At 63.2% G+C, this 22,286-nt stretch carries 22 protein-coding genes; 11 read left to right on the plus strand and 11 right to left on the minus strand.

Going from position 1 to position 22,286, the window contains the following annotated elements; translation table 11 throughout:
* The first annotated feature begins 74 nt into the window (after nucleotides 1-74).
* The 3 genes from betA (at nucleotide 75) to CHB90_RS13085 (ending at nucleotide 2,835) form a co-directional block, all read left to right on the plus strand.
* Complete coding sequence (gene betA / locus CHB90_RS13075; protein ID WP_089278316.1) at nucleotides 75-1,727, plus strand: choline dehydrogenase; 1,653 nt, start codon at nucleotides 75-77, stop codon at nucleotides 1,725-1,727.
* Nucleotides 1,728-1,882: 155 nt separating this feature from the next.
* Nucleotides 1,883-2,482 carry a thermonuclease family protein gene (locus CHB90_RS13080; protein ID WP_342744956.1) on the plus strand — a complete coding sequence of 200 codons (600 nt, stop codon included), beginning with the start codon at nucleotides 1,883-1,885 and terminating at the stop codon, nucleotides 2,480-2,482.
* Nucleotides 2,483-2,598: 116 nt separating this feature from the next.
* Entirely contained in the window at nucleotides 2,599-2,835 is a 237-nt protein-coding gene (locus CHB90_RS13085) for an HP1242/YdcH family protein (RefSeq protein WP_089278318.1), read from the plus strand.
* Nucleotides 2,836-2,889: 54 nt separating this feature from the next.
* Here CHB90_RS13085 and CHB90_RS13090 read toward each other — a convergent pair whose 3' ends face one another.
* Nucleotides 2,890-3,405 (minus strand): glutathione peroxidase, encoded by a 516-nt coding sequence (locus CHB90_RS13090; protein ID WP_089278319.1) that lies wholly within the window; start codon nucleotides 3,403-3,405, stop codon nucleotides 2,890-2,892.
* 197 nt (nucleotides 3,406-3,602) lie between these two features.
* Between CHB90_RS13090 and CHB90_RS13095 the strand changes: the two genes are divergently transcribed.
* Nucleotides 3,603-3,911: a hypothetical protein gene (locus tag CHB90_RS13095; RefSeq protein ID WP_141135874.1), complete on the plus strand. Its 309-nt coding sequence runs from the start codon at nucleotides 3,603-3,605 to the stop codon at nucleotides 3,909-3,911.
* A 5-nt stretch (nucleotides 3,912-3,916) separates the two neighbouring features.
* On the opposite strand, the gene CHB90_RS13100 is transcribed toward CHB90_RS13095, so the two are convergent.
* The 6 genes from CHB90_RS13100 to CHB90_RS13125 form a co-directional block, all read right to left on the minus strand.
* On the minus strand, nucleotides 3,917-4,300 hold the full coding sequence (locus tag CHB90_RS13100; protein WP_089278321.1) for a hypothetical protein: 384 nt from the start codon (nucleotides 4,298-4,300) through the stop codon (nucleotides 3,917-3,919).
* 99 nt (nucleotides 4,301-4,399) lie between these two features.
* Nucleotides 4,400-4,690 (minus strand): PAN domain-containing protein, encoded by a 291-nt coding sequence (locus CHB90_RS13105; RefSeq protein ID WP_089278322.1) that lies wholly within the window; start codon nucleotides 4,688-4,690, stop codon nucleotides 4,400-4,402.
* A 149-nt stretch (nucleotides 4,691-4,839) separates the two neighbouring features.
* Nucleotides 4,840-6,651: a M3 family oligoendopeptidase gene (locus CHB90_RS13110; protein ID WP_089278323.1), complete on the minus strand. Its 1,812-nt coding sequence runs from the start codon at nucleotides 6,649-6,651 to the stop codon at nucleotides 4,840-4,842.
* Between the two features lie 142 nt (nucleotides 6,652-6,793).
* The gene (locus CHB90_RS13115; RefSeq protein ID WP_089278324.1) at nucleotides 6,794-7,660 is read right to left on the minus strand and encodes a hypothetical protein; all 867 of its coding nucleotides are present in this window, start codon (nucleotides 7,658-7,660) and stop codon (nucleotides 6,794-6,796) included.
* A gap of 98 nt (nucleotides 7,661-7,758) precedes the next feature.
* Nucleotides 7,759-9,351 (minus strand): ATP-dependent DNA ligase, encoded by a 1,593-nt coding sequence (locus tag CHB90_RS13120; RefSeq protein ID WP_089278325.1) that lies wholly within the window; start codon nucleotides 9,349-9,351, stop codon nucleotides 7,759-7,761.
* Nucleotides 9,348-10,346 (minus strand): ligase-associated DNA damage response exonuclease, encoded by a 999-nt coding sequence (locus CHB90_RS13125; RefSeq protein WP_089278326.1) that lies wholly within the window; start codon nucleotides 10,344-10,346, stop codon nucleotides 9,348-9,350. Before CHB90_RS13125 ends, CHB90_RS13120 begins: the two co-directional genes overlap by 4 nt.
* Nucleotides 10,347-10,445: 99 nt before the next feature.
* Here CHB90_RS13125 and CHB90_RS13130 point away from each other — a divergent pair, with 99 nt between their 5' ends.
* The gene (locus tag CHB90_RS13130) at nucleotides 10,446-11,216 is read left to right on the plus strand and encodes an HpcH/HpaI aldolase family protein (protein WP_089278327.1); all 771 of its coding nucleotides are present in this window, start codon (nucleotides 10,446-10,448) and stop codon (nucleotides 11,214-11,216) included.
* A gap of 42 nt (nucleotides 11,217-11,258) precedes the next feature.
* Here CHB90_RS13130 and CHB90_RS13135 read toward each other — a convergent pair whose 3' ends face one another.
* Both CHB90_RS13135 and CHB90_RS13140 read right to left on the minus strand, forming a co-directional pair.
* Nucleotides 11,259-12,221: an alpha/beta fold hydrolase gene (locus tag CHB90_RS13135; protein WP_089278328.1), complete on the minus strand. Its 963-nt coding sequence runs from the start codon at nucleotides 12,219-12,221 to the stop codon at nucleotides 11,259-11,261.
* Nucleotides 12,221-12,511, minus strand: a complete 291-nt coding sequence (locus CHB90_RS13140; RefSeq protein ID WP_089278329.1) for an SCP2 sterol-binding domain-containing protein — start codon at nucleotides 12,509-12,511, stop codon at nucleotides 12,221-12,223. The genes CHB90_RS13135 and CHB90_RS13140 overlap by 1 nt, the downstream gene beginning before the upstream one ends.
* 88 nt (nucleotides 12,512-12,599) lie before the next feature.
* On the opposite strand from CHB90_RS13140, the gene CHB90_RS13145 reads away from it, so the two are divergent.
* From CHB90_RS13145 to CHB90_RS13165, 5 genes are all read left to right on the plus strand, one after another.
* On the plus strand, nucleotides 12,600-13,151 hold the full coding sequence (locus tag CHB90_RS13145; protein ID WP_342744957.1) for a tetratricopeptide repeat protein: 552 nt from the start codon (nucleotides 12,600-12,602) through the stop codon (nucleotides 13,149-13,151).
* A gap of 57 nt (nucleotides 13,152-13,208) precedes the next feature.
* A complete protein-coding gene (locus CHB90_RS13150) occupies nucleotides 13,209-16,190 on the plus strand; it encodes a helicase-related protein (protein WP_089278330.1) in 2,982 nt (993 codons plus the stop codon).
* Nucleotides 16,191-16,571, plus strand: coding sequence for an RNA-binding S4 domain-containing protein (locus tag CHB90_RS13155; RefSeq protein ID WP_089278331.1), 381 nt, complete (start codon nucleotides 16,191-16,193; stop codon nucleotides 16,569-16,571). It abuts the gene before it with no gap.
* A gap of 55 nt (nucleotides 16,572-16,626) precedes the next feature.
* Entirely contained in the window at nucleotides 16,627-16,965 is a 339-nt protein-coding gene (gene fdxA, locus CHB90_RS13160; protein ID WP_089278332.1) for a ferredoxin FdxA, read from the plus strand.
* Between the two features lie 272 nt (nucleotides 16,966-17,237).
* Complete coding sequence (locus CHB90_RS13165) at nucleotides 17,238-17,744, plus strand: CarD family transcriptional regulator (RefSeq protein WP_089278333.1); 507 nt, start codon at nucleotides 17,238-17,240, stop codon at nucleotides 17,742-17,744.
* Nucleotides 17,745-17,820: 76 nt separating this feature from the next.
* Here CHB90_RS13165 and CHB90_RS13170 read toward each other — a convergent pair whose 3' ends face one another.
* Nucleotides 17,821-19,695: a monovalent cation:proton antiporter-2 (CPA2) family protein gene (locus tag CHB90_RS13170; protein WP_089278334.1), complete on the minus strand. Its 1,875-nt coding sequence runs from the start codon at nucleotides 19,693-19,695 to the stop codon at nucleotides 17,821-17,823.
* Nucleotides 19,696-19,817: 122 nt separating this feature from the next.
* Entirely contained in the window at nucleotides 19,818-20,744 is a 927-nt protein-coding gene (locus CHB90_RS13175; RefSeq protein WP_141135875.1) for a T6SS effector phospholipase Tle3 domain-containing protein, read from the minus strand.
* 248 nt (nucleotides 20,745-20,992) lie between these two features.
* Between CHB90_RS13175 and metZ the strand changes: the two genes are divergently transcribed.
* On the plus strand, nucleotides 20,993-22,186 hold the full coding sequence (metZ, locus tag CHB90_RS13180) for an O-succinylhomoserine sulfhydrylase (RefSeq protein ID WP_089278336.1): 1,194 nt from the start codon (nucleotides 20,993-20,995) through the stop codon (nucleotides 22,184-22,186).
* The last annotated feature ends 100 nt before the right edge of the window (nucleotides 22,187-22,286 follow it).

Consider the following 22,286-nt stretch of genomic DNA (forward strand, 5'->3'; position numbering starts at 1 on the left):
CGCCCACCCCGCGCCCGCAAGCGCGCGGTGGGGGCGGAGGGGGCGTCTGTTGAAAAGGTCGAAGGGGCTGACCCATGGAAGCGGATTATGTGATTGTCGGCGCGGGATCGGGCGGCTGTGCCGTCGCGGCGCGGCTGACACAGGCGGGCAAGTCGGTGATCGTCATCGAACATGGCGGCAGCGACTGGGGCCCGTTCATCAACATGCCCGGCGCGCTGAGCTATCCGATGAACATGCCGCGCTATGACTGGGGTTATCAGACAGAGCCGGAGCCGCATATGGGCGGGCGGCGCATGGCCTGTCCGCGTGGCAAGGTGATTGGCGGGTCATCCTCGATCAACGGGATGATCTATGTGCGCGGTCATGCGCTGGACTATGACCACTGGCGCGACGCGGGCTGTGAGGGCTGGGGCTTTGCCGATGTGCTGCCCTACTTCAAGCGGATGGAAGACTGGCACGACGGCGGCCATGGCGGCGATCCGTCATGGCGCGGGCAGGGCGGGCCGTTGCATGTGACACGCGGCAAGCGCGACAACCCGCTGGTGCAAGCGTTCGTTGAGGCAGGTGGGCAGGCGGGCTATCCGGTCACCGGCGATTACAACGGTGAGCAGCAAGAGGGCTTTGGCGCGTTTGACATGACCGTCTGGGAGGGCGAGCGTTGGTCGGCGGCCAAAGCCTATCTGCGTCCGGCGATGAGCGCAGGCGCGGAACTGGTGCGGGCCTTGGCGCGGCGTGTCGTGTTTGACGAGGGCCGCGCGGTGGGTGTCGAGATCAGCCGGGGCGGCAAGGTCGAGGTGATCCGCGCGCGGGCCGAGGTGATCCTTGCCGCCAGCGCGATCAACTCTCCCAAACTGCTGATGCTGTCGGGGATTGGTCCGGGCGCGCATCTGGCGGAGCATGGCATCGAGGTGCTGGCCGACCGGGCGGGCGTGGGGCAGAACCTGCAGGACCACCTGGAGCTGTACATCCAGATGGCGGCGACGCAGCCGGTCAGCCTCGCGAAATACTGGAGCCTGATGGGCAAGGCCTGGGTCGGGCTGCAATGGCTGCTTGCGCGCAAGGGGCCGGGGGCGTCGAACCAGTTCGAAAGCGCCGGGTTCATCCGGTCGCAGGCCGGGGTGCAATACCCGGACATCCAGTATCATTTCCTGCCCATCGCGGTGCGCTATGACGGCAAGATCGCGCCCGAGGGGCATGGCTTTCAGGCGCATGTGGGGCCGATGCGGTCGCCGTCACGGGGTGAGGTCACGCTGCGGTCGTCTGATCCCGAAACGGACCCGCGCATCCTGTTCAACTACATGAGCGAGGAGCAGGACTGGCAGGATTTCCGCCGCTGTATCCGGCTGACGCGGGAGATCTTTGGGCAGGAGGCCTTTGCGCCTTATCGTGGCAAGGAGTTGCAGCCGGGGGCAGAGGCGCAAACGGATGAGGATCTGGATGCGGTGATCCGCGACCACGCCGAGAGCGCCTATCATCCCTGCGGCACCTGCCGGATGGGAGCGGCGGACGATCCGGATGCGGTGGTTGACCCGCAGGGCCGGGTGATCGGGGTTGAGGGGCTGCGCGTGGCGGACAGTTCCATTTTTCCGCGTATCACCAATGGCAACCTGAATGCGCCGTCGATTATGGTTGGCGAAAAGATCGCGGATCACGTTCTGGGAGGGCGCCTGCCGCCGGAGAATGTGCAGCCTTGGGTGCATCCCCAGTGGGAGACCGCGCAGCGCTGAATTCGTTAACCGGGCTAAGATCGGGTTAACCATTCGTTAACTTTTGGCTTGAAATCGGGCGCGGGCGGGCCGATCTTAACGATATGTTAAGGTTTTGTTTCGCTCTTGTTCTTTCTTCGCTGGCCTCGGTTGCTTTGGCGGACCTGAGCGGGCCCATGCGTGTCATTGACGGCGATACGGTTGCGATTGGTGAGACGCGTATCCGGCTGCATGGCATCGACGCCCCTGAAAAGGCCCAGTTTTGCGGCAGCCGGACCGCGCCGATGTGGCCCTGCGGCAGCTGGGTCACCGGCGAGATGCGGGCCCGATTTGAAGGTCGTCACGCCCGGTGCGAGGCTTTGGAGATCGACAAATACGGGCGCACCGTCGCGCGCTGCGAGGTGGCGGGTGAGGATCTGGGCGCGGCGCTGGTGGATGGCGGGCTGGCCTTTGCCTATACCAAGTATTCCTTTGACTACCTGCGGCAACAGACCGAAGCGGCGCGGCGCGGTGCGGGCCTGCACGGGGCCGGTGTGCAATCGCCCGCCGATTTCCGCGAGGCGACGCGGCGCGGTCATGACGCGCAGCATCTTGCCAAAGCACCCGATGGCTGCGTGATCAAGGGCAATATCTCCAGCCGGGGCGACACGCGGATTTACCATGTGCCGGGTCAGACCTGGTATGGGGCGACGCGGATCAGCCTGGCCAAGGGTGAACGCTGGTTCTGTTCCGAGGCAGAGGCGCAGAATGCCGGATGGCGGCGTGCGCACCACTGACCGGGTGGGAATGTCGGCGCGAAAAAGGGCAATGGCTGTGCGGATTTGATCCCGGTCAAAGTGTGTGATCGCGGCATGTGTAAATTGGTGTTCGAACAGAAGAAAAGGAGACGCCAATGTCGCACACACCGCACGAGCTGTCGGAAGAATTCCCGGAATTCGCAGACAAGATGCACGAGTTGAAGCAGTCGAACGCGCATTTCGTGAAACTTGCGGATGAATACCACGAGATCAACCGCCAGGTGCACCGGGCAGAGACAAATGTCGAACCGATGGAGCAACTGGCCGAAGACCAGCTGCGCAAGCAGCGCGCGTCTCTCAAGGATGAGATCTACGGAATCCTGCGCGCCTGATTGCCTCTGACGCACAGCCGTTTGACCACGCCCCGGCCATGTCCGGGGCGTTTTTCATTTCAGCGCCGCCTCAATAGCTTTGGTGATCTTGCCCGACAGCGGCCGTGTCGTAGAGCCGAATGTCGCCTCTACCTGACCGTCGGGGCCGATCAGCACCTTGTTGAAATTCCACGCCGGGGTGAAGCCGGACTGCTGCGCGACCCATTGGTAGAAGGGATGCGCCTGCGGTCCCCGGACGGACGTGATGTCGGTCATCGGCATGTCGAGATCGAAATTGACCGCGCAGAACTCTTTGACCTCCTGGGCGGTGGACAGCTCTTGGCGAAAGTCGTCGGAGGGGATGGCAAGCACGATCAGTCCCCGGTCGCGGTAACGGTCATAGAGCGCCTGCAAGCCGTCGTATTGCGGGGTAAAGCCGCATTGAGAGGCGGTGTTGACCACCAGAACCGGGCGGCCCTGCCAATCGTCCATCGACAGCGTGCCGCCGTCGATGCTGGCAAAGGTAAACCCCTGCGCGGCCCAGACGGGAAAGGCGAACAGGGCGGCGAAAAATGTCATGAAACGGGTCATGGGGAACGATCCTTGTGTGCCAGTCAAACCTAGGGCCGATCCTGTTTTGTCAAGGGAGGCCGCAAAGGGGCCGCCGAGATCCCCGGCACGAATCCCGGCGCGGCGGGGGGGAGGACGGGGCGTCGGCGAACGCTTGACCCCTGAGTGGTATTGCGCATCCTGAGGCGGTGATGATGCGTCGGAACGCGGAGGGTCAGGTGTCTTCATCTTGCAGAACGATCTGTTGGGCGGCCTGTCTGTCGGCTTTGTCAGCCCTGTCAGGGCCATCCGCCGCCGAGGAGGGGTGCAAGCTGTACCCCATCGGAAGCGTGATCAACTACAGCTATGACCTGATCGGCCCGGACGCCTGTCTGGCGCAGTGCGCACAAACGGCGGGATGTGTGGCCTGGTCCTATACGCCGCACAATTTTAACCCCGGGACCGCGCCGGGGGAATGTCGCCTGTTGCCGGACAAGGGCACGCGGGAGGACCACAGCCGCGACTATTGCGGCTACGCGGGCGGCTGAGCGGATCAGTTGGCCGCGCGGTCATATTCCAGCAGCAAGAAGGGTTTGCCCTTGCCGGTTTTCAACAGGTAGCCGTTTCCGGCGAACGGTTTGTATTGCGTGCCATCGATCCAGAGCATCGGGGCGGCGGGGTCCAGAGCGACCTTTTGACCGGCATCGGGCACAAGGGTCATCACCGCGACCCAGCCATGTGGTTCGTTGATATAAACCGCCAGGCTTTCGCCCGTGGCGGTGTAGTCCATCGCCGAGGTGCCTGCCCCCGCGACGATCCACTTGGTCGCTTCCAGTTCGATCTGCGTTCCAGTGGCGGGATAGGTGTCCTGAGCTTGGAGGGGCAGGGCGGTCAACGCCACAAGGGCCAATGCGGCGACATGGTGGGGGAGTTTCATGTCGGTGTCCTTTGCAAAACCATTCGGCACGGGCGTTTCACCCGCGCATGGTGTGCCGCCGGACGATCGACAAGAAAGACCGGCGGCAGGGGACGGCGATCACATTTCGCCGCAAAAGACCTTGGCAGACTCTTCGCGGCTGAATACGCCTTTGATCAGCTTGCACTGGCCGGGCATTCCGGCGTCAAAGCTGTGCGGGCGGAACGTCCAGCTGTCGCAGCCCTCTGTGGTCTTGCAGGCGGCGACGCATTCGTCGGGTGTGGTGAAGGTGTCGATGAACCCGACCTGATCGACAGGGGTGAGGGAGCATTTTTCAAACTCTTCCGCCTGAACGCTTGCGGCAAACAAGACCGATACAACGGATGCGGATAGAAACAATTTGCTGGCCATCTTAAATCTCTCCGAAATGCTGATTGAATGGCATCGATCCTATCAACAGCTTACGCGGCGGAACGGGGAAATCCTGCGATGCTTTCCCCTTTAGCGTGTGCAACGGCGAGCATGACCTCTGCGCGTCGGACGCGCAGAGGCCGGGGTGTTTATTCCATCGCTTCGAGTTCTTCGATGAATCCCTCGATCATCGACAGGCCCTTGTCCCAGAATTTCGGGTCGCTGGCGTCAAGGCCGAAGGGGGCCAGTAGATCCTTGTGGTGTTTTGATCCGCCCGCCTTGAGCATGTCGAAGTATTTGTCCTGAAAACCCTCTGGTGCCTCCTGATAAGCGGCATAGAGCGCATTCACCAAGCCGTCGCCAAAGGCATAGGCGTAGACGTAGAACGGCGAGTGGACAAAGTGCGGGATGTAGCACCAGAAGGTTTCATAGCCTTCCATGAACTCGAACGCGCCGCCAAGGGATTCCGCCTGCACCGACATCCACAGGGCGTTGATGTCGTCTGGTGTCAGTTCCCCGCCGCGGCGCGCCTCGTGCAGTTTGCATTCAAAATCGTAAAAGGCGATCTGGCGCACGACGGTGTTGATCATGTCCTCGACCTTGCCCGCCAGCAGGACCTTGCGTTCCTTGTCGCTCTTGGCGTTTTCCAGCATCTTCTGGAAGGTCAGCATCTCACCAAAGACCGATGCGGTTTCGGCCAGCGTCAGCGGGGTAGAGGCCAACATTTCGCCCTGATCGGCAGCCAGCACCTGATGGACGCCGTGGCCCAGTTCATGCGCCAGTGTCATCACGTCGCGCGGTTTGCCAAGGTAGTTCAGCATCACATAGGGGTGGACGTCGGTGACGGTCGGGTGGGCAAAAGCGCCCGGAGCCTTGCCCGGTTTCACGCCTGCGTCGATCCAGCCCTTTTCAAAGAACGGTGTCGCGATTTCACCCATTCGGGGGTCAAAGGCGTTGTAGGCGGTCATGACCATGTCACGCGCCTCGTCCCAGCCGACGACGCGATCGGTTTCCATCGGCAGCGGCGCGTTGCGGTCCCAGACCTGCATCACGTCCAGCCCCAGCCACTTGCGTTTCAGCTCATAGTAGCGGTGCGAAAGGCGCGGGTAGGCGGCGACAACCGCGTTGCGCAGCGCCTCGACCACCTCGGGCTCGACATCGTTGGACAGGTGGCGGCCGGACTGCGCCGTGGGCATGCCGCGCCAGCGATCAAGGATTTCCTTTTCCTTGGTCTGGGTGTTGTGGACACGGGCAAAGGTGCGGACGTTGTCGGCAAAGACGCGGGCCAGTTCCACTGCGGCGGCCTCACGTTTGGTGCGGTCCTGATCGGTGAGCAGGTTCAGCGTGCCCTCGATGTTCAGCTCTTCGCCGTCGACCTCAAAGGTCAGCCCGGCGATGGTCTCATCGAACAGCCGTTCCCACGCGTCGCCGACCACGCCCAGATCGTGCAGGAACTTTTCCAGTTCATCGGACAGCTGATAGGGCTTCATCGCGCGCATCCGGTCAAAGGCGCGTTTGTAGCGGGCCAGATCGGGATTGCCGGTAAACAGCGCCTCATAGTGGTCATCGCCAAGGCGGTTGGCCTCGAGCGAGAAGAAGACCAGCGGCGTGGTGTAATTGGTGATCTTTTCCTGACAGTCGGACAGGAACTTGGCGCGCTCGGAATCGGTGGTCAGCTGGTAATAGCGCAGACCGGCAAAGGACATGATGCGCCCGGCAATGGCCGAGATCCGTTCGTTTCGCTGCACCAGCGTCAGAAAACCGGCCGAGTCGAGCGTGTCCAGCTTACCCTCGTAATCGGCGGCAAAGCTGCGGCACGCCTCTTCGAGCCAGTCCAGATCGCGCTTGAGTTCGGGCGCGTCGGGCGCGGCGTAGAGATCGGTCAGATCCCATTCGGGCAGGTCGCCCAGGCCCTTGCCCCCGGCAGTGGCATTGGCATCAAAGACGGGTTGCAGGGTCATGGGGGTCTCCTTTGTCTGTTTGGTCAACAGCTAAGCCGCCGCAGGGGTGGCTTCAACTGTCGAAACGGCAAAGGCGGGGTGGTTTGTCGGTCTAATCTGTCTCTGGATGGCCTTGGCGGGGCGGCTGGCGTCCCGGTGGCGGTCAGAAACGACGTTCCAGCGTCATGTGGACCGCGCTGTCGCGGGCGCCGTCCGTGGCCGAGAACAGCACGCTGCTGTCGCGCTGGACCTTGTAGTCCAGCGCCAGCCCATAGGCATCGTCCCTGGATTTGTCCGTCAACTCGCCAAAGGCCAGCAGGTCAACCCGCGAAGAGACCGGCACGACCACGTCCAGCGCCAGCGCGTCGGGGGTGTCATTGACGTCGGGGCGCAGGTAGGTGACGCCGACATCCATCTGCCCCACGTCAAACCGCGCACCCAGTTTGGCGTTGATCCCCTCATGGGTAAAGTCATCCTCTGCCACGGTCTCAACGGCCGCCGCCAGCGTCCAGCCAGCGCCCCGATAGGTCAGGGCGACAGAGGCCGAGCGGAAGTTGCCCTTGTTCGCATCGTGGATCGAGACGGCGACATCGGTCTGACCAAAGGCCTGTTGCCACGACACGCCCCATGGCACCGCCGTGCGGCGCATCGCCTCGACCGTGGCGTGGGCGCGGGTGTATTCGGCGCGTTCATAGGCCAGATAGGGAGCTGCGCGGGCAAACACCGACGGCAGCACCTGGTCAAAGGCCGGGCGCACCACGCCCACGCGCCAGGTGTCGTCCCAGGCGAAGGCGACGTAGGTTTCATGCGGGCGTTTGCCATCCAGTCCAAAGAGATAGGCACCGATTTCAAAGGTCAAAGGATAGCGTTGGATCAGAGGAATTGATGCCGTCGCGTCGATCACACCAATTCCGGACCCGCCCGCGATGTCGGTTGTGCCAAGGGCAAGCGTGCCGTCAAAGCTGACCGATTGCGCCGAAACGGCGGCCGGCAACAGAACGGCAAGCGAGAGCAGCGCGGAACGGAACATGAGCGGCAATATCCTGATTGCAATGTGCCAAGGGTAGCCACTTAGGCGCTGTCCCTGCCAGTCCGCAATACCGGACCCTGCGGAAAGTGCGGTTCGTGTCAGCCGTAGGCGGCAAGCAGCGCATGCAAATCGTCCAGTGTGTTGGCCTCTTGGGCGGTTTTGTCATGCCGCCAGCGGGCCATGCGGGGAAACCGCAGGGCGATGCCGGACTTGTGTCGGGTGCTTGGCTGGATGCCCTCAAAGGCGATCTCAAAGACATGTTCGGGGCGCACCTGCCGCACCGGACCAAAGCGTTGCAGGGTGTTCTTGCGCACCCAGCGGGTGATGTCCTCAAATTCCGCGTCGGTCAGACCGGAGTAGGCCTTGGCAAATGGGACCAGATCGTTGCCCTGCCAGACCGCAAAGGTGAAATCGGTGAACAGGTTGGCGCGGCGGCCGTGGCCCTGTTGGGCGTAGATCATGACCGCGTCGACGGTCAGCGGGGCCAGCTTCCATTTCCACCAGTCGCCTTTCTTGCGGCCCGACAGGTAGGGGCTGTTGCAGCGTTTCAGCATCAATCCTTCGGCACGCATCTCACGGGCCTTGGCGCGGGTGTCTGTCAGGCTGTTCCAGGTGTCGAAGGGCAGGGTGGGGGGCAGGCGGATGGGGGCGTCCTCTGGCAGGTCGGCCAGCAGAGTGGTTAGGGCGGCGCGGCGATCGGCCAGCGGTACATCCCGCTGGTCGTGGCCCCCATGTTCCAACAGGTCGTAGGCCAGCAGGATCACGGGGGCCTCGCGCAGCAGTTTCTTTGGCACGGTCTTGCGCCCGATGCGCGGTTGCAGCGTGTTGAAGGGCAGGGGTTGCGCGCCGTCCCAGGCGACGATCTCACCGTCCAGCACGGTGCCCGGCGGCAGGAAGTCGATGGCGCGGGCAAATTCGGGAAAGCGGTCGGTCATCAGTTCCTCGCCGCGTGACCAGACATGATGGGCATTGTCGCGCAGGATCAGCTGACCCCGGATGCCATCCCATTTCCATTCGGCCTGCCAGTCAGCGGGATCGCCCAGCGTGTCTGGCGTGTCGTCCAACTGGTGGGCCAGGTAGAACGGATAGGGGCGGCTTTGATCGGCGGCGGGGTTCTCTGCCTCGATCAGCGCGTGAAAACTGGTGCTCTCGGGGGTCCAGCCGCCCATCAGTTTATGCGCAAGAGTGGCCTCTTCCTGCCCGGTGGCCTGCGCCAGCGCGCGGGTCATCAGCTTGCGGCTGACGCCAATGCGAAAGCCGCCGGTGATCAGCTTGTTGAACAGGAACCTCTCAGTTGCGTCCAACTGGTCCCATGCCTCCAGGATGCGCGGTTTGCGGTCGTCCTGTGGCGCATCGTGCAGGGCGCGCAGGACGTCGATCCAGTGGGTCAGGCTGTGGTCAGAGGTCTGCTGTGGCGGCGGCAGGATCAGCGCAAGGGTTTCGGCCAGATCGCCGACGATGGGATAGGATTCCTCCAACAACCACAGCGGGATACCGGCGCGTTCTGCAGCCCATTCCCGCAAGGCAGTGGTGGTGACGGCGCGTTTTGGACGGCGACCCAAAAACAGCGCGATGCACCAGAGTTTGTCACTGTCTGGCGCTTGGGTGAAGTAATCCGCCAGCGCCTTTGTCTTGGCCGTGGTTTTGGTGGTCTGGTCGATGGCGGTGAACAGCGCGGCAAAGCGTTTCATGACGCCTCTTCCTCACCGCCGAACTCGGTCGGGACAACCTCGGCGTCATAGCCATAGGTCTTTAACCAGCGCGCGAAGATTTCCGTGTAACCATGTGTGGCAAATATCTTTTCCGCGCCGGTCGCCTTGATCGCCTGATGCAGGCCGGACCAGTCGGCGTGGTCGGATACAACAAACCCCCGGTCCATGGCACGGCGGCGACGGATGCCGCGCAGCCGCATCCAGCCGGACGCAAACCCGGTGGAGGCAGGGCCAAACCGCCGCGCCCATGCGCTGGTCAGGGCGGAGGGCGGCGCAAGGATCAGCGCGCCCTTGTGCGCCTTGGCGTCCATGTCCGGCGTGACCGGGATCGTGTCGGGCAGCGCGTAACCCTGAGTGCGCAGGATGGCGTTGGTGGCCTCCACCGCGCCGTGGGTCAGGATCGGGCCCTGCTGCGCGTCGAGCACGGACAGCAGGCGCTGTGCCTTGCCCAGTGAATAGGCCCCCAATAGCGACGCGCGGCCTTGAGCGGCGTTGTCGGCCCACCATGCGTTGATGTCTGCCGCAACCGAGTCCTGCGACGGCCATGTGAAGACGGGCAGGCCAAAGGTGCATTCGGTGATGAAGGCGTGGCAGCGCACCGGCTCGAACGGTTCCGACAGGCCGTCAGGGGTGGTCTTGTAGTCGCCTGACGCCACCCAGACCTGACCGCCGACCTCAACCCGGATCTGGGCAGAGCCGGGCAGGTGGCCTGCGGGGTGAAAGGATACGCGCGCGCCGCCGATGGTCCGCGCCGTGCCATAGGCGATGTCCTCTGCGTTGATCTGACCCAACCGGTGGCGGATGACCGGCAGCGCGCCGGTGGTCGCCAGATAGGCGCCGTGGCCGGGACGGGCGTGGTCGGCGTGGCCGTGGGTGATCAGCGCGCGGTCCACCGGTCGCCACGGATCGATATGGAAATCGCCTGCCGGGCAATAGATACCCCGATCGGTAAAGGTGAGGACGGGCTCTGTCATGGGGCAAGGATAGGGGCTTTTTTCGGGTTGGCCAGCAAGGGTGCCCTTGCGTTCGGTCAGAGCCCTGCGCAAGGGTGAGGCGGACAGCAGGAGGGTGCCATGGGATACGCGGATTTCCGGAAACAGGTTCTGAGCGGTGCGCCGCTTGCGGGTACTTTTATCAAGACGCCCTCGATCCCGGTGATCGAGGTTCTGGCGCAATCGGGGCTGGATTTTGCCTGTCTGGATGCGGAACACGCCCCCTTTGACCGCGCGGCGCTGGATGCCTGTATCGCGGTGGCGCGGGCGCTGGATTTCCCGATGATGGTGCGGGTCGGCGATGCCAGCCCGCGTGAGATCCTGCAGGCGCTGGATTATGGCGCGGTGGGGGTGATTGTCCCCCATGTCGAAACCGTGGCGCAGGCAGAGGCAGTGGCGCGGTCGGCCCGCTTTGGCCTGGGCGGGCGCGGCTATGCCGGGTCAAGCCGCTGGGCCGCCTATGGCACCCAGACCATGCCCCAGGTGCTGGCCCAAAGCCTGGCTGAAACCGTGGTGCTGACCCAGATCGAGGAACCCGCCGCAGTCGATGTCTGCGAAGAGATCGCGGCGGTCGAGGGCGTGGATGGGTTGTTCGTGGGTCCGGCGGATCTGTCGGTGGGATACGGGCATACCGATATCGACAACGACGATGTTAAGGCGGCGCTGACCCGCGTGGGGGATGCCTGTCGGGCGGTTGGCAAGGGTTACGCCAGTTTTGTCGGCACGGGGGCCTTGGCGCAGGACTGGGCGGCCAAGTATGGCGTCAGCATCTTTTGCATCGCCTCTGAACACACATGGATGCGGCAGGGCGCGGCGGCGGCGGCGGCGGCGGTTCACGACGTCGGCGATTGATCCGGTCGGCGTGAGACTGTCGGAGCGGGGCTGATTCCGGGATCAGGCCCGCAGTGCGGTCTGCGCGCCTGCACTGTCGAAGTGGGCAACAATCTCCGTCAGGACGCGGTCGCGGATCAGCGACGCCTCCATCATGATCTCATGTTCGCCTCGGTCGACCATGTCCAGCCGTCCGTTCGGCCAACGGGCCATGCGCGAGCGGATCCGGTCGATGTCGACAATGCGTTCATTGGTGCCGCAATAGCAGATGCAGGGCTGTTGCGGTGAAGGCAGACGGGCGAGGCGCCGTGTTTCTGCCAAAGCCTCATGCAGCCAGTGCAGGGATGGCCCGCCCAGTTGCAGTTCCGGGATCGCCAGCACCTGACGGCGCATGTAGTCCCAGTTTTCGGGGTCGGTGGTCAGCAGGTTTTCGGCAAAGGCGTTGGAGGCGACATAACTGTCGACCCCTGTTCCGGGAGCAAAGAGATGCCCAAGCCCCACAGTTTTCGACATGCGTGAGATCGCCCAGGCGGCGGGGCGTACCGGGTCGGCGATGCGGATGCCCCACATCGGGCCGGTAAAGACACAAGAGGCCACGTCGAGGCCGTCGTAGACGGCCCGCAACCCGATGCAGCCGCCCATGGAATGGGCAATCAGGTGGCGTTGACCGGGCAGGCCCAGATCATCCGCCAGCCGCGTCATTGCGGCGACATCGTGCTGATAATCCTCAAACACGCCAACATGGCCAGTGCGGCGTTCGCCCAGCATCCGGTCGGCCAACCCCTGGCCGCGCCAGTCGATTGCCAGCGTGTGATAGCCCGCGTCCGATAGAACACGCGCCACGCGGCCATATTTTTCGACGTATTCGGTGCGACCGGGAAAGAGCAGGACTGTGCCCCGCGCCCCTTGACTTGCGTAATGCGCGATGCGCACGCGCAGCCCGTCCGAGGTGGTCATCCACCAGGCACGGGAGTCAGCCGGACCCTCGGCGAGATCGGCGTGAAAAGGGGCGGGGGAGGCGTTCATCAGGCCAGAACCTGTGCCAGACGCATGGCGGCTGCCATGTCGCCCTCGATGGCCAGCTTGCCGGACATGAAGGCCGACGTCGGATCAAGATCGCCGCTGACGATGGCCTCAAAGGTTTCGGCGCTGGCGGTCAGGGTGACATCCGCGTCCTCGTCGCCGGCATGGGCGCCGTTTTCGTCGATGATCAGGCTGCCTTCGTCTTCGATGGTCATTTTCGCGGTGCCTTCAAACCCGTTTCCGTCCATTTTTTCATTCAAGGCAGTTACGGCCGCGTTAACAGTGTCGCTCATTTTTATTCCTCGGCTTTCTCTCATAAACGTGCGCTGGCCAATCGGCGCATTGGCGCTACACTCAACCCAAGTTATGAGGACGGCTATTATGGAATACAAACGTATCCTCGCGGCATTTTGCGCCCTAGTCATGATTTCCCTACCTTCCCTCGGGCGGGCGCAGGACAGGGCCGATGAGCTGCTGCAAGAGCTGATGCAGGCAGAGACCGAGGTGGCGGCGCTGCGCCTTGAGAATCAGATCATCTCTGAATGGTCAAAGTCCGGTTCGGCCAGCATGGATCTGCTGCTCAAGCGCGGGCGAGATGCGCTGGAGGTCAAGGATTCGGCTGCCGCGATCGAACATTTCCACGCGCTGACCGATCATGCGCCGGATTTCGCCGAGGGCTGGCACGGGCTGGCGCTGGCCTATTTCGAGGCCGAACGGTTTGGCCCGGCGATGGATGCGCTGGAACATGTGCTGGCGCTGAACCCGAACCATTTCGCGGCGTTGCGCGGAGTGGGCGCGATCAATGAGCAGGTCGGCAAACCGATCCTTGCCTATCGCGCCTTCGAGAAGGTACTTGAACTCAGACCGCATGACCCCAACGTTGCACAGGCGATGGAGCGGCTGGAACGTGAGGCCATCGGCATCACACTCTGACGAGGCATGCGGGCGCGGTTCTGGTTTGGGGCGGGCGCCCGAAACAAAGGCGGCCCCATGGCCCAGAACTCACGGATCGCGGCCGTTCTTGGCCCGACCAACACTGGCAAGACCCACTATGCCATCGAGCGGATGCTTGGCTATCGCAGCGGCGTGATCGGCCTGCCGTTGCGCCTGCTTGCGCGCGAGGTCTTTGACAAGATCGTGGCCATTCGCGGCCCGTCCGTTGTGGCGTTGGTGACGGGCGAGGAACGCATCGTACCGCCGCGCGCCCAGTACTGGGTCTGCACCGTCGAGGCGATGCCAGAGGGGATGGGCCCGGATTTTGTCGCCATTGACGAGATCCAGCTATGCGCCGATCCAGAGCGCGGCCATGTCTTTACCGACCGTCTGCTGCGGATGCGCGGCACCCATGAGACGCTGTTTCTGGGGGCGGATACCATGCGCGGGCCGATCTCGGCGCTGGTGCCGGGGGTGGAATACGTCCGCCGCGAACGGATGAGCCAACTGGTCTATACCGGGTCGAAAAAGATCAGCCGACTGCCCGCGCGCACGGCGATTGTCGGTTTTTCGGTCGACAACGTCTATGCCATCGCCGAACTGCTGAAACGGCAAAAGGGCGGCGCTGCGGTGGTCATGGGGGCGCTGTCGCCCCGGACCCGCAATGCGCAGGTGGAACTGTATCAGAACCGGGAGGTCGATTACCTGGTGGCGACCGATGCCATCGGCATGGGGCTGAACCTGGACATCGACCATGTGGCGTTTTCCTCGCTGGCCAAATTCGACGGTCGGCGGATGCGCACCTTGCAGCCCAATGAACTGGCGCAGATCGCCGGGCGCGCTGGGCGCGGCATGTCGGACGGCACCTTTGGCGTGACTGGCGATGCGGGTCCGTTGCCCGATGACTGGGCCGAGGCGATCTGCAACCACAGCTTTGCCCCGCTGAAAAAGCTGCAATGGCGGTCTTCGGTGCTGCGCTTTGGGTCCATTGACGCACTGGAGGCCAGTCTGGAGGTCAGCCCGGACCACGACACCCTGTTGAGGACACGCGAATCCGATGACCTGCGTGCCCTGCGCGCGCTCGCTTCTGAGGCCGAGGTGCGGGCGCGGGCCTCTGATGCGGTGTCGGTCAAGCTGCTGTGGGATGTATGCCGAATCCCCGATTTTCGCGGAATCTCGCCGGCGGAACATGCGGCGCTTTTGGGCGTTATCTTTGGACATCTGCACCAAAGAGGCGGCGTTCCCGATGATTTCATGGCCCGACAGGTCAACCGCATCGACCGGACCGATGGCGACATTGACACATTGTCGAAACGGCTGGCGTATATCCGGACGTGGACATATGTCGCGCAACGCAAGGGTTGGGTGGCGGACGAAGACCATTGGCGCGGGCGGACTCGCGCTGTAGAAGACGCCCTGTCAGATGCGCTGCACGACCGTCTGACGCAAAGATTTGTAGACCGCCGCACCTCTGTGCTGTTGCGGCGGTTGAAACAAAAGGAGGCCCTCTTGGCCGAAGTAAACGATCAAGGTGAAGTCACTGTCGAGGGTCATCTCGTCGGTCGGCTAGAAGGGTTCCGGTTTCGCCAGGACAAAGAGGCAACCGGACAGGAGGCCAAGACGCTGCGGCAGGCAAGCCTGCAGGCGTTGAAGCCGCATTTCCATCTGCGGGCGGACCGGTTCTACAATGCGCCGGACACCGAGATCGACTTTACCGAGCAGGGCGGCCTGATGTGGGGCAACCAGGCGGTCGGCAAACTCGCCAAGGGTGACGATGCGCTGAAGCCCCGCGTGGTGGCCTTTGTCGACGAAGAGGCCGGGCCGGATGTGGCCGGCAAGGTCGAGCGCCGTTTGCAGCATTTCATGGACCGCAAGATCGCCGCGCTGTTCGAGCCGCTGCTGAAGATGCGCGACGACGAGACGCTGACCGGGCTGTCGCGCGGTTTTGCCTTTCAGCTGGTCGAGGCCATGGGCGTGATTCCGCGCGCCCAGATCGCCGATGACGTCAAGGCGCTGGACCAGGAGGCGCGCGGCGCGCTGCGCAAACATGGCGTGCGCTTTGGTCAATACACGATCTTCATGCCGCTGCTGCTGAAACCCGCGCCGACCCGGATGCGGCTGGTACTGTGGTCGCTGGCGGGCGGACTGGACGAATTCCCCGAGGCACCGCCTCCGGGTCTGGTGACCGTGCCCAACATCGACAATGTTCCCGCGCAGCATTATTCGCTGGCGGGCTACCGCAAGGCGGGCGCGCGTGCGATCCGCATCGACATGTTGGAACGTCTGGCCGACATGCTGCGCGCCGAGGACAGCCGCGGCGGGTTTGAGGCCAAGCCGGATATGTTGTCGATCACCGGCATGACGCTGGAACAGTTCGCCGACCTGATGCAGGGCCTTGGCTATCGCGCCGAAAAAGGCGAACGCGCCAAGGTCAAGCCAGTCGATGCGGTTGTGGCGACAGAGGCGGGTGCCGCTGCGGATGACAAGCCCGTGATGGACGCCGCTGCCGAAGAACCGGCAGGCGTGACACCGGATGCTGCCGAAACCCCCGCCCCGGCGGATGTGGCTGAACCTGTGGCCAACCTGGAAGACCAGGGTGAGGCGCCAGTGTCCGCCGAACCCGCCGAGCCTGTGGCCGAAACCCCCGTGCCCGATACGCCCGAAGAAGAGATCCTGCCCGGGACCGCCCCGGACGAGGCGCTCGCCGGGCCAGAGCTGGAGGTGTTCTACGCCTTTACCTGGGGTGGCAATCGCGGCAACCAGCGGCGCGGTGCGGGCGGCAACAAGCCCCGCCGCGAAGCGCGCAGCAATGACGCCCCCAAGGGCGACCGCGGTGCACGTCCTGCGCGCGGTGACGACAAGGGCGGCGAACGCGGCGACCGTCCGCGCGGCAAAGGTGGCAAACCCAAGGGCAAGGGCAGACCGCCCAAGCACGAAGGCGGCAAGAGCTTTGAGGCACGCCCCCCCCGCAAGGAAAAGCCCATCGACCCGGACAACCCGTTTGCAGCGGCGCTGATGGGGCTCAAGGACAAGACCTGATTGGCTGACCCCGCTCTCAAGATCCGCCTCGACAAATGGCTATGGCAGGCGCGTTTTTTCAAGACGCGCTCGCTGTCGGCCAAGGCGGTTCAGGGCGGGCATTGCCGCGTGAACAGCAATCCGGTGGCCAAACCTGCCTTTATGGTGGCCCCCGGCGATGTGCTGACCTTTCCACAGGGGCGCGATGTGCGGGTGATCCGCGTGGTGGCATTGGGGGACCGGCGCGGCCCGGCCCCTGAGGCGCAGGCGCTGTATGAGGAACTGTCGCCCCCGATGCCACGAGAACGCCAACCCGAGGCACCGCGCTATGATGGGGGCGGGCGCCCCACCAAGAAGGACCGGCGGCTGTACGACAAGTCGCGCCCTTCGGCGCTTGAATGATGGCACTCGCTGGATTAGCTAGTCCACAAAGTGCGCCCCCAGGAACGAGAGCCTCATGACCTACGTCGTCACCGACAACTGCATCGCTTGCAAATACACCGATTGCGTCGAAGTATGTCCGGTGGATTGTTTCTATGAGGGTGAGAACGCGCTGGTGATCCACCCTGACGAATGCATCGACTGCGGCGTCTGCGAACCGGAATGCCCGGCGGATGCGATCCGCCCGGACACAGAGCCGGACATGGAAAAGTGGGTTGAATTCAACCGCAAGTATGCTGAAATGTGGCCGGTGATCATCACCAAGAAAGATCCTCTGCCAGATGCCGAGGAACGCGATGGCGAAACCGGCAAGCTGGACAAGTACTTTACCGAGGCTCCTGGCGAAGGGGGCTGAGTTGATTCGCGGACGGACTGCGGCAAAACCCGCAGTTTTCCAGGCAAGCGCCTGATTTTTCAGGCGTAAACGTGATTCTGCGACTGTGCTAGGATGCGCTCGCATTCTGTGCTATACATGTGTTTCACATGATGCTGCACATGCTGGGCGCAAAGCCCGACGGCCTTTCGGGGCATAACCAGACTGTATGACATGAGATGAACGGGAATCCTGTGATCCCCGGTCGTCTTTCTTGTCGCCTGTCAACTGATGAGTTGCGAGGACTGACTTACATGACCAAGACCAAAAAAGCTGACTTCCGTCCCAATGAATATGTGGTTTATCCGGCGCATGGCGTCGGCCAGATCGTGTCGATTGAAAAGCAAGAGATCGCCGGGATCAACCTCGAACTCTTTGTGATCTCCTTCGAGAAGGACAAGATGACCCTGCGCGTTCCGACGCACAAGGCCACCGAAGTTGGCATGCGGTCCCTGTCCTCACCCGACGTGGTGGACGAGGCGATGAAAACGCTGCGCGGCAAGGCCAAGGTCAAGCGGGCCATGTGGTCGCGCCGAGCCCAGGAGTATGAGCAAAAGATCAACTCTGGCGACCTGATCGCGATTGCCGAGGTGGTGCGCGACCTGCACCGCGCCGATGACCAGCGGGAGCAGTCCTATTCGGAGCGTCAGCTGTATGAGGCCGCGCTCGAGCGTCTGACCCGCGAAGTGGCTGCTGTTTCCGGCGATGAGACCGCCGCCGCCAAGCAGGTGGACGACGTGCTGAGCCTGCGCGCCGCCTAATCTACGGACAGTCTGAACTGTATTGACCGCGTTCCTTTCAGGAGCGCGGTTTTTTCATGGCCAGTTGCGACAAGGGTCAGGCGGCATCCTGTTTTCCGCGCGCGGTGAGGGCGGTGTACAGCTCTGCTTCCAGCTCGCGCTCCAGCTCCTTGGAGCGCGCCACATAGGCCGCGTTCTCGGCCTGAGGCACCGACGGATCCCAAAGCTCGGCCAGTTCCTGAATGGTCTTGCGGTCGTGGTGGTAGAACGTCTCTTCGGCGATGGCTGCCTCAAATTCCGTCATGCCGACGTTTTCCAGAACGTACCGCCCGGCGCGCAGGCTGGAATCGAACATTTCCCGCACGATGTCATTGGCCCCGGCCTGGTACAGCGCATAGACATGGGTCCGGTCGCGGGCACGGGCGACGATATGCAGGTCGGGGCGGATACGGCGGGCATAGGCCACCAGCTTGGTGTTGGCCTTTGAGTCGTCCAGTGCCGCCACCAGCACCCGCGCGGTTTCGATTCCCGCCGCATGCATCAGTTCCGGTCGCGTCGGGTCGCCGAAGAACCCCTTGACCCCGAACCGCCGCATCAACTGAATTGTCTTGATGTCATGGTCCAGCACAACAGTCCGGTGCCCTGCCGAGCGCACCAGACGGTTGACGATCTGCCCGAACCGCCCGATCCCGGCGATAATGACCGGGCCCTCCTCGTCGATGGTGTCCGCCGTCGTGTCTTCGACAACCTTGCTGAAGCCCTTGTTGAGATAGTCGAACAGCAGGAACAGCAAGGGTGTGATCAGCATGGTCATGGCGATCACCAGCAACAGCCGATCGCCCAGAACGTCGGTAAAGACGTTCTGCTGACGGCCAAAGGAGATCAGCACAAAGCCAAATTCACCCGCCTGCGCGAGTCCCAGCGTGAACAGCCAAAGACCGCGCTTGCGCAGGCCGAAACTGCGCCCCAGCCCATACAGCACCGCGCCCTTGATCAGGATCACCGCCAACGCCATGCCCATTATGGTCAATGGTTCGGCAAACAGGGCATCAATGTCGATACCGGCCCCGACGGTGATGAAGAACAGGCCCAGCAGGAGCCCCTTGAACGGTTCGACATCGGATTCCAGTTCATGCCGGAATTCGGAGTTGGCCAGCACCACACCGGCAAGAAAGGTGCCAAGGGCGGGCGACAGGCCCACCAGCATCATCAGAAAGGCGATGCCGATCACGATCAGCAGCGCCACGGCGGTGAACATCTCTGGCAGGCGGGCGGCGTGAATATAGCGAAACAGTGGCCGCGCGCCATAGACACCGGCCAGGATGATCGCCGCGATCACACCCAGCGTCACCAGCGCAGCACCCCAGCCGGGCAGCCCCTCGACCAAGGACAGGCTGGCGTGGTGGGCCTCATCGGCGTGGCCGTCGACCTTGTTCAGGAATTGGGCAGGGCTGACAAAAACCGCGACGGACAGCAGCGGAAAGATCACCAGCATGGGGATCACCGCGATGTCCTGCGTCAGCAGCACGGAGAAGGCAGAGCGCCCGCCGTTGGTCTGCGTGAGTTTCTTTTCGTTGAGTGTTTGCAACACGATGGCCGTAGAGGACAGCGCCAGCGCCAGACCCACGGCCAGCGCCGTCTGCCAGGCAAGCCCCAGCGCCATGGACCCGGCCAGGATCGCACAGGTCGTCAGCGTGATCTGCAAGCCGCCCAGCCCGATCAGCCGGTGTCGCATGTCCCAAAGGGCGCGGGGTTCCAGTTCCAGTCCAATCAGGAACAGCATCATGACGACGCCGAATTCGGCGTAGTGCTGGATGTCCGCCGTATCGACGACAAGCCCCAGTCCCGGCCCGATCACCAGCCCGGCCAAAAGGTACCCCAGCACCGATCCCAGCCCAAGCCGCGCGGCCAGAGGTACCGCGATCACTGCGGCCAGCAGAAAGACAGAAGCCTGAAAAAGAAAGGAATCCACACCCCACCCCACTGTTTGCGCCTATACACCATATTGTGCCGGAGACGGCCTCAGTGGCAACAGGTGACATTTCGCGCCTGCCTCAAATCAGTGCGATCAGACGACAGTGGGCCAATCGACGCTCACTCTGCGGGCAACATGCGGGGCTGTGGCCGGGGCAGGCGGGGCCGCAGCCGCGACCAGCGCGGCGCACAGTCGTCTGGCAGGAGCGCGCGCAACTGGTCCAGTGGCATCTCTCCGGTCAGGACGGCCCGGTAAAGTGGGAACACCCCCTTTCGCAGGTAGGGCGACCAGTGGCAGATCAATCGCTCCGCCGCCGCAATCGGAAACCCCGCGTGGCGCAGGGCGGCGAGGCTGCGGGAGTCGTCCAGTTGCAGGGTGACAAGCCGCGGATGGCGCAGACACCCATGGCCCAGCATACGGTCGCCGCGCCGCTGTGGTGGCACCAGACATTCCAGCATGAAATCGTACAGATCGTTCTCGCGCGTGGTGACGTTGAGAACCTCTGTCAGCCACCCGGACGGGCTGTCCAGCGTCTTTGACGCGACCTCACCGTATTCTGCCGCCGCCAGCAGGACCGCGCGCGTGACCGCACCACAGGGCCCGACGCGTATCGCCGTCAGCGCCACCCGCGCGCCCAGCGAATGGGCAACCACATTGATCCTGCGAGTGGGGGCGTATTGGCGGATGTCGCGCACAAGCGCAGCCAGGGCATGGCCTGCCGCCTCGGCTCGCCGATGCGCCGCCCAGATCGACCCGCGTGCCCGCCAGCCGAAGGAGATCGCCAGGCCCTGTCCGCGCTGTCCGTGCAGGCCCAGCCGCTCTGGCCAACTGACAATTTTCCAGTCGCGGTTGCAAGGCTCTGGCGACATCAGAGTGCCGTGCGGGCAATGAACGGGATGCCCCGGCTGGTATTTGTACCCATGCACCATCATGGTGACCGGCCCGCTGTCCGCTGCAAGAGCGGCGGCAAGCGCAGGCTGCAAGGGAACATCATCGCCATGCAGGCGAGGGTCGGAATCCGTCACGGTGACGCATAGCATTGGCATTGCAACGTCCCACTACATCTTGTGCGAGGAGCTAAGCCAAGGCTGCGACGAATTCGTGAAGGTCCGGTTACATTGACGTGACGCTCTTGCAATGTGTTTTTAACGCCTCTATGCCAATCGGCGTGGCGATTTGTTTACCGGATTGCGGGCCACGGAGGGCATCGTCCCTTGAAATTCCGCTAAAGAGGTCAGACGGAAGGCTCCTTTCGCTTGACCGCGATCGGGGCTTTTTTGTTGGGAGAGAACCCATGACAATTGATAACGGCCAACCTTTTGGCAAGGCCACCAATCTCGTGCACGGTGGCACCAAACGCAGCCAGTGGGGGGAGGTCAGCGAAGCGATCTTTCTGACGCAGGGGTTTGTCTATGACACCGCCGAGGCGGCGGAGGCGCGCTTTCTCAAGGCGGGTGAAGATGAGTTCATCTATGCCCGCTACGGCAACCCGACGGTCGCCATGTTCGAGGAGCGCATGGCGCTGCTCGAAGGGGCCGAGGACGGCTTTGCCTGTGCGTCGGGGATGGCGGCGGTCAACGGCGCGCTGACCTCGATGCTGAAGGCGGGGGATCATGTGGTGTCCGCCCGTGCGCTGTTCGGGTCGTGCCTGTATATCCTCGAGGACGTGCTGACCCGCTACGGGGTCGAGGTGACATTCGTCGATGGTGCGGATCTGGCCCAGTGGGAGGCAGCGCTGCGCCCCGACACCAAGGCCGTCTTTTTCGAGAGCATGTCCAACCCGACACTGGAACTGGTCGATATCGAGGCGGTGGCCGCGCTGGCGCACAAGGTCGGCGCCACGGTGGTTGTCGACAACGTGTTTTCGACGCCTGTCTATTCCAAGGCCATCGCGCAAGGCGCTGATCTGGTTGTCTATTCCACCACCAAACATGTTGATGGACAGGGCCGCTGTCTGGGCGGAGTGATCCTTGGCACGCGGGACCACATCCGTGGCGTCGTGGAACCTTACATGAAACATACCGGCGGATCGATGAGCCCGTTCAACGCCTGGATCATGCTCAAGGGGCTGGAAACCGTGGGCCTGCGTGTGCGCGCCCAGACCGAGGGGGCCGTGGCGCTGGCGGAGACGCTGGCCGACCACCCCAAGGTCGCGCGGATGATCTATCCCGGTCATGCCAGCCACCCGCAACACGCGTTGGTCCAGCGTCAGTTGGGGGCAGGCGGCACGCTGGTCTCCTTCGAAGTGGCCGGCGGCAAGGAGGCGGCGTTCCGCTTGCTGAACGCATTGCAGATCGTGATCATCTCGAACAACCTTGGGGATGCGAAATCCATCGCCACACATCCGGCCACCACGACGCATCAGCGGTTGAAGCCCGAACAACGCGCCGCGCTGGGCATCGGTGACGGGATGATCCGGCTGTCGGTCGGGATCGAGGATCCGGCGGACCTTGTTCGCGACGTGAAACAGGCGCTGGACGCAGTTTGATATTGCAATGCCGTCTGTGAATGATCCGATCGGGTGCCGATGACGTATATGTGGGTGAGATTGGAATTGTGCTAAACAGTTCTTAGGTCTCAAGGTGTAG

The sequence above is a fragment of the Antarctobacter heliothermus genome, assembly GCF_900188425.1.
Lineage (GTDB): Bacteria > Pseudomonadota > Alphaproteobacteria > Rhodobacterales > Rhodobacteraceae > Antarctobacter > Antarctobacter heliothermus.

What these genes read in the sequence shown, in the direction of transcription:
- betA (WP_089278316.1), top strand. Translation starts at nt 75, where the DNA reads ATGGAAGCGGATTATGTGATTGTCGGCGCGGGATCGGGCGGCTGTGCC.
- CHB90_RS13080 (WP_342744956.1), top strand. Translation starts at nt 1,883, where the DNA reads ATGCGTGTCATTGACGGCGATACGGTTGCGATTGGTGAGACGCGTATC.
- CHB90_RS13085 (WP_089278318.1), top strand. Translation starts at nt 2,599, where the DNA reads ATGTCGCACACACCGCACGAGCTGTCGGAAGAATTCCCGGAATTCGCA.
- CHB90_RS13090 (WP_089278319.1), bottom strand. Translation starts at nt 3,405, where the DNA reads ATGACCCGTTTCATGACATTTTTCGCCGCCCTGTTCGCCTTTCCCGTC.
- CHB90_RS13100 (WP_089278321.1), bottom strand. Translation starts at nt 4,300, where the DNA reads ATGAAACTCCCCCACCATGTCGCCGCATTGGCCCTTGTGGCGTTGACC.
- CHB90_RS13105 (WP_089278322.1), bottom strand. Translation starts at nt 4,690, where the DNA reads ATGGCCAGCAAATTGTTTCTATCCGCATCCGTTGTATCGGTCTTGTTT.
- CHB90_RS13110 (WP_089278323.1), bottom strand. Translation starts at nt 6,651, where the DNA reads ATGACCCTGCAACCCGTCTTTGATGCCAATGCCACTGCCGGGGGCAAG.
- CHB90_RS13115 (WP_089278324.1), bottom strand. Translation starts at nt 7,660, where the DNA reads ATGTTCCGTTCCGCGCTGCTCTCGCTTGCCGTTCTGTTGCCGGCCGCC.
- CHB90_RS13120 (WP_089278325.1), bottom strand. Translation starts at nt 9,351, where the DNA reads ATGAAACGCTTTGCCGCGCTGTTCACCGCCATCGACCAGACCACCAAA.
- CHB90_RS13125 (WP_089278326.1), bottom strand. Translation starts at nt 10,346, where the DNA reads ATGACAGAGCCCGTCCTCACCTTTACCGATCGGGGTATCTATTGCCCG.
- CHB90_RS13130 (WP_089278327.1), top strand. Translation starts at nt 10,446, where the DNA reads ATGGGATACGCGGATTTCCGGAAACAGGTTCTGAGCGGTGCGCCGCTT.
- CHB90_RS13135 (WP_089278328.1), bottom strand. Translation starts at nt 12,221, where the DNA reads ATGAACGCCTCCCCCGCCCCTTTTCACGCCGATCTCGCCGAGGGTCCG.
- CHB90_RS13140 (WP_089278329.1), bottom strand. Translation starts at nt 12,511, where the DNA reads ATGAGCGACACTGTTAACGCGGCCGTAACTGCCTTGAATGAAAAAATG.
- CHB90_RS13145 (WP_342744957.1), top strand. Translation starts at nt 12,600, where the DNA reads ATGGAATACAAACGTATCCTCGCGGCATTTTGCGCCCTAGTCATGATT.
- CHB90_RS13150 (WP_089278330.1), top strand. Translation starts at nt 13,209, where the DNA reads ATGGCCCAGAACTCACGGATCGCGGCCGTTCTTGGCCCGACCAACACT.
- fdxA (WP_089278332.1), top strand. Translation starts at nt 16,627, where the DNA reads ATGACCTACGTCGTCACCGACAACTGCATCGCTTGCAAATACACCGAT.
- CHB90_RS13165 (WP_089278333.1), top strand. Translation starts at nt 17,238, where the DNA reads ATGACCAAGACCAAAAAAGCTGACTTCCGTCCCAATGAATATGTGGTT.
- CHB90_RS13175 (WP_141135875.1), bottom strand. Translation starts at nt 20,744, where the DNA reads ATGCCAATGCTATGCGTCACCGTGACGGATTCCGACCCTCGCCTGCAT.
- metZ (WP_089278336.1), top strand. Translation starts at nt 20,993, where the DNA reads ATGACAATTGATAACGGCCAACCTTTTGGCAAGGCCACCAATCTCGTG.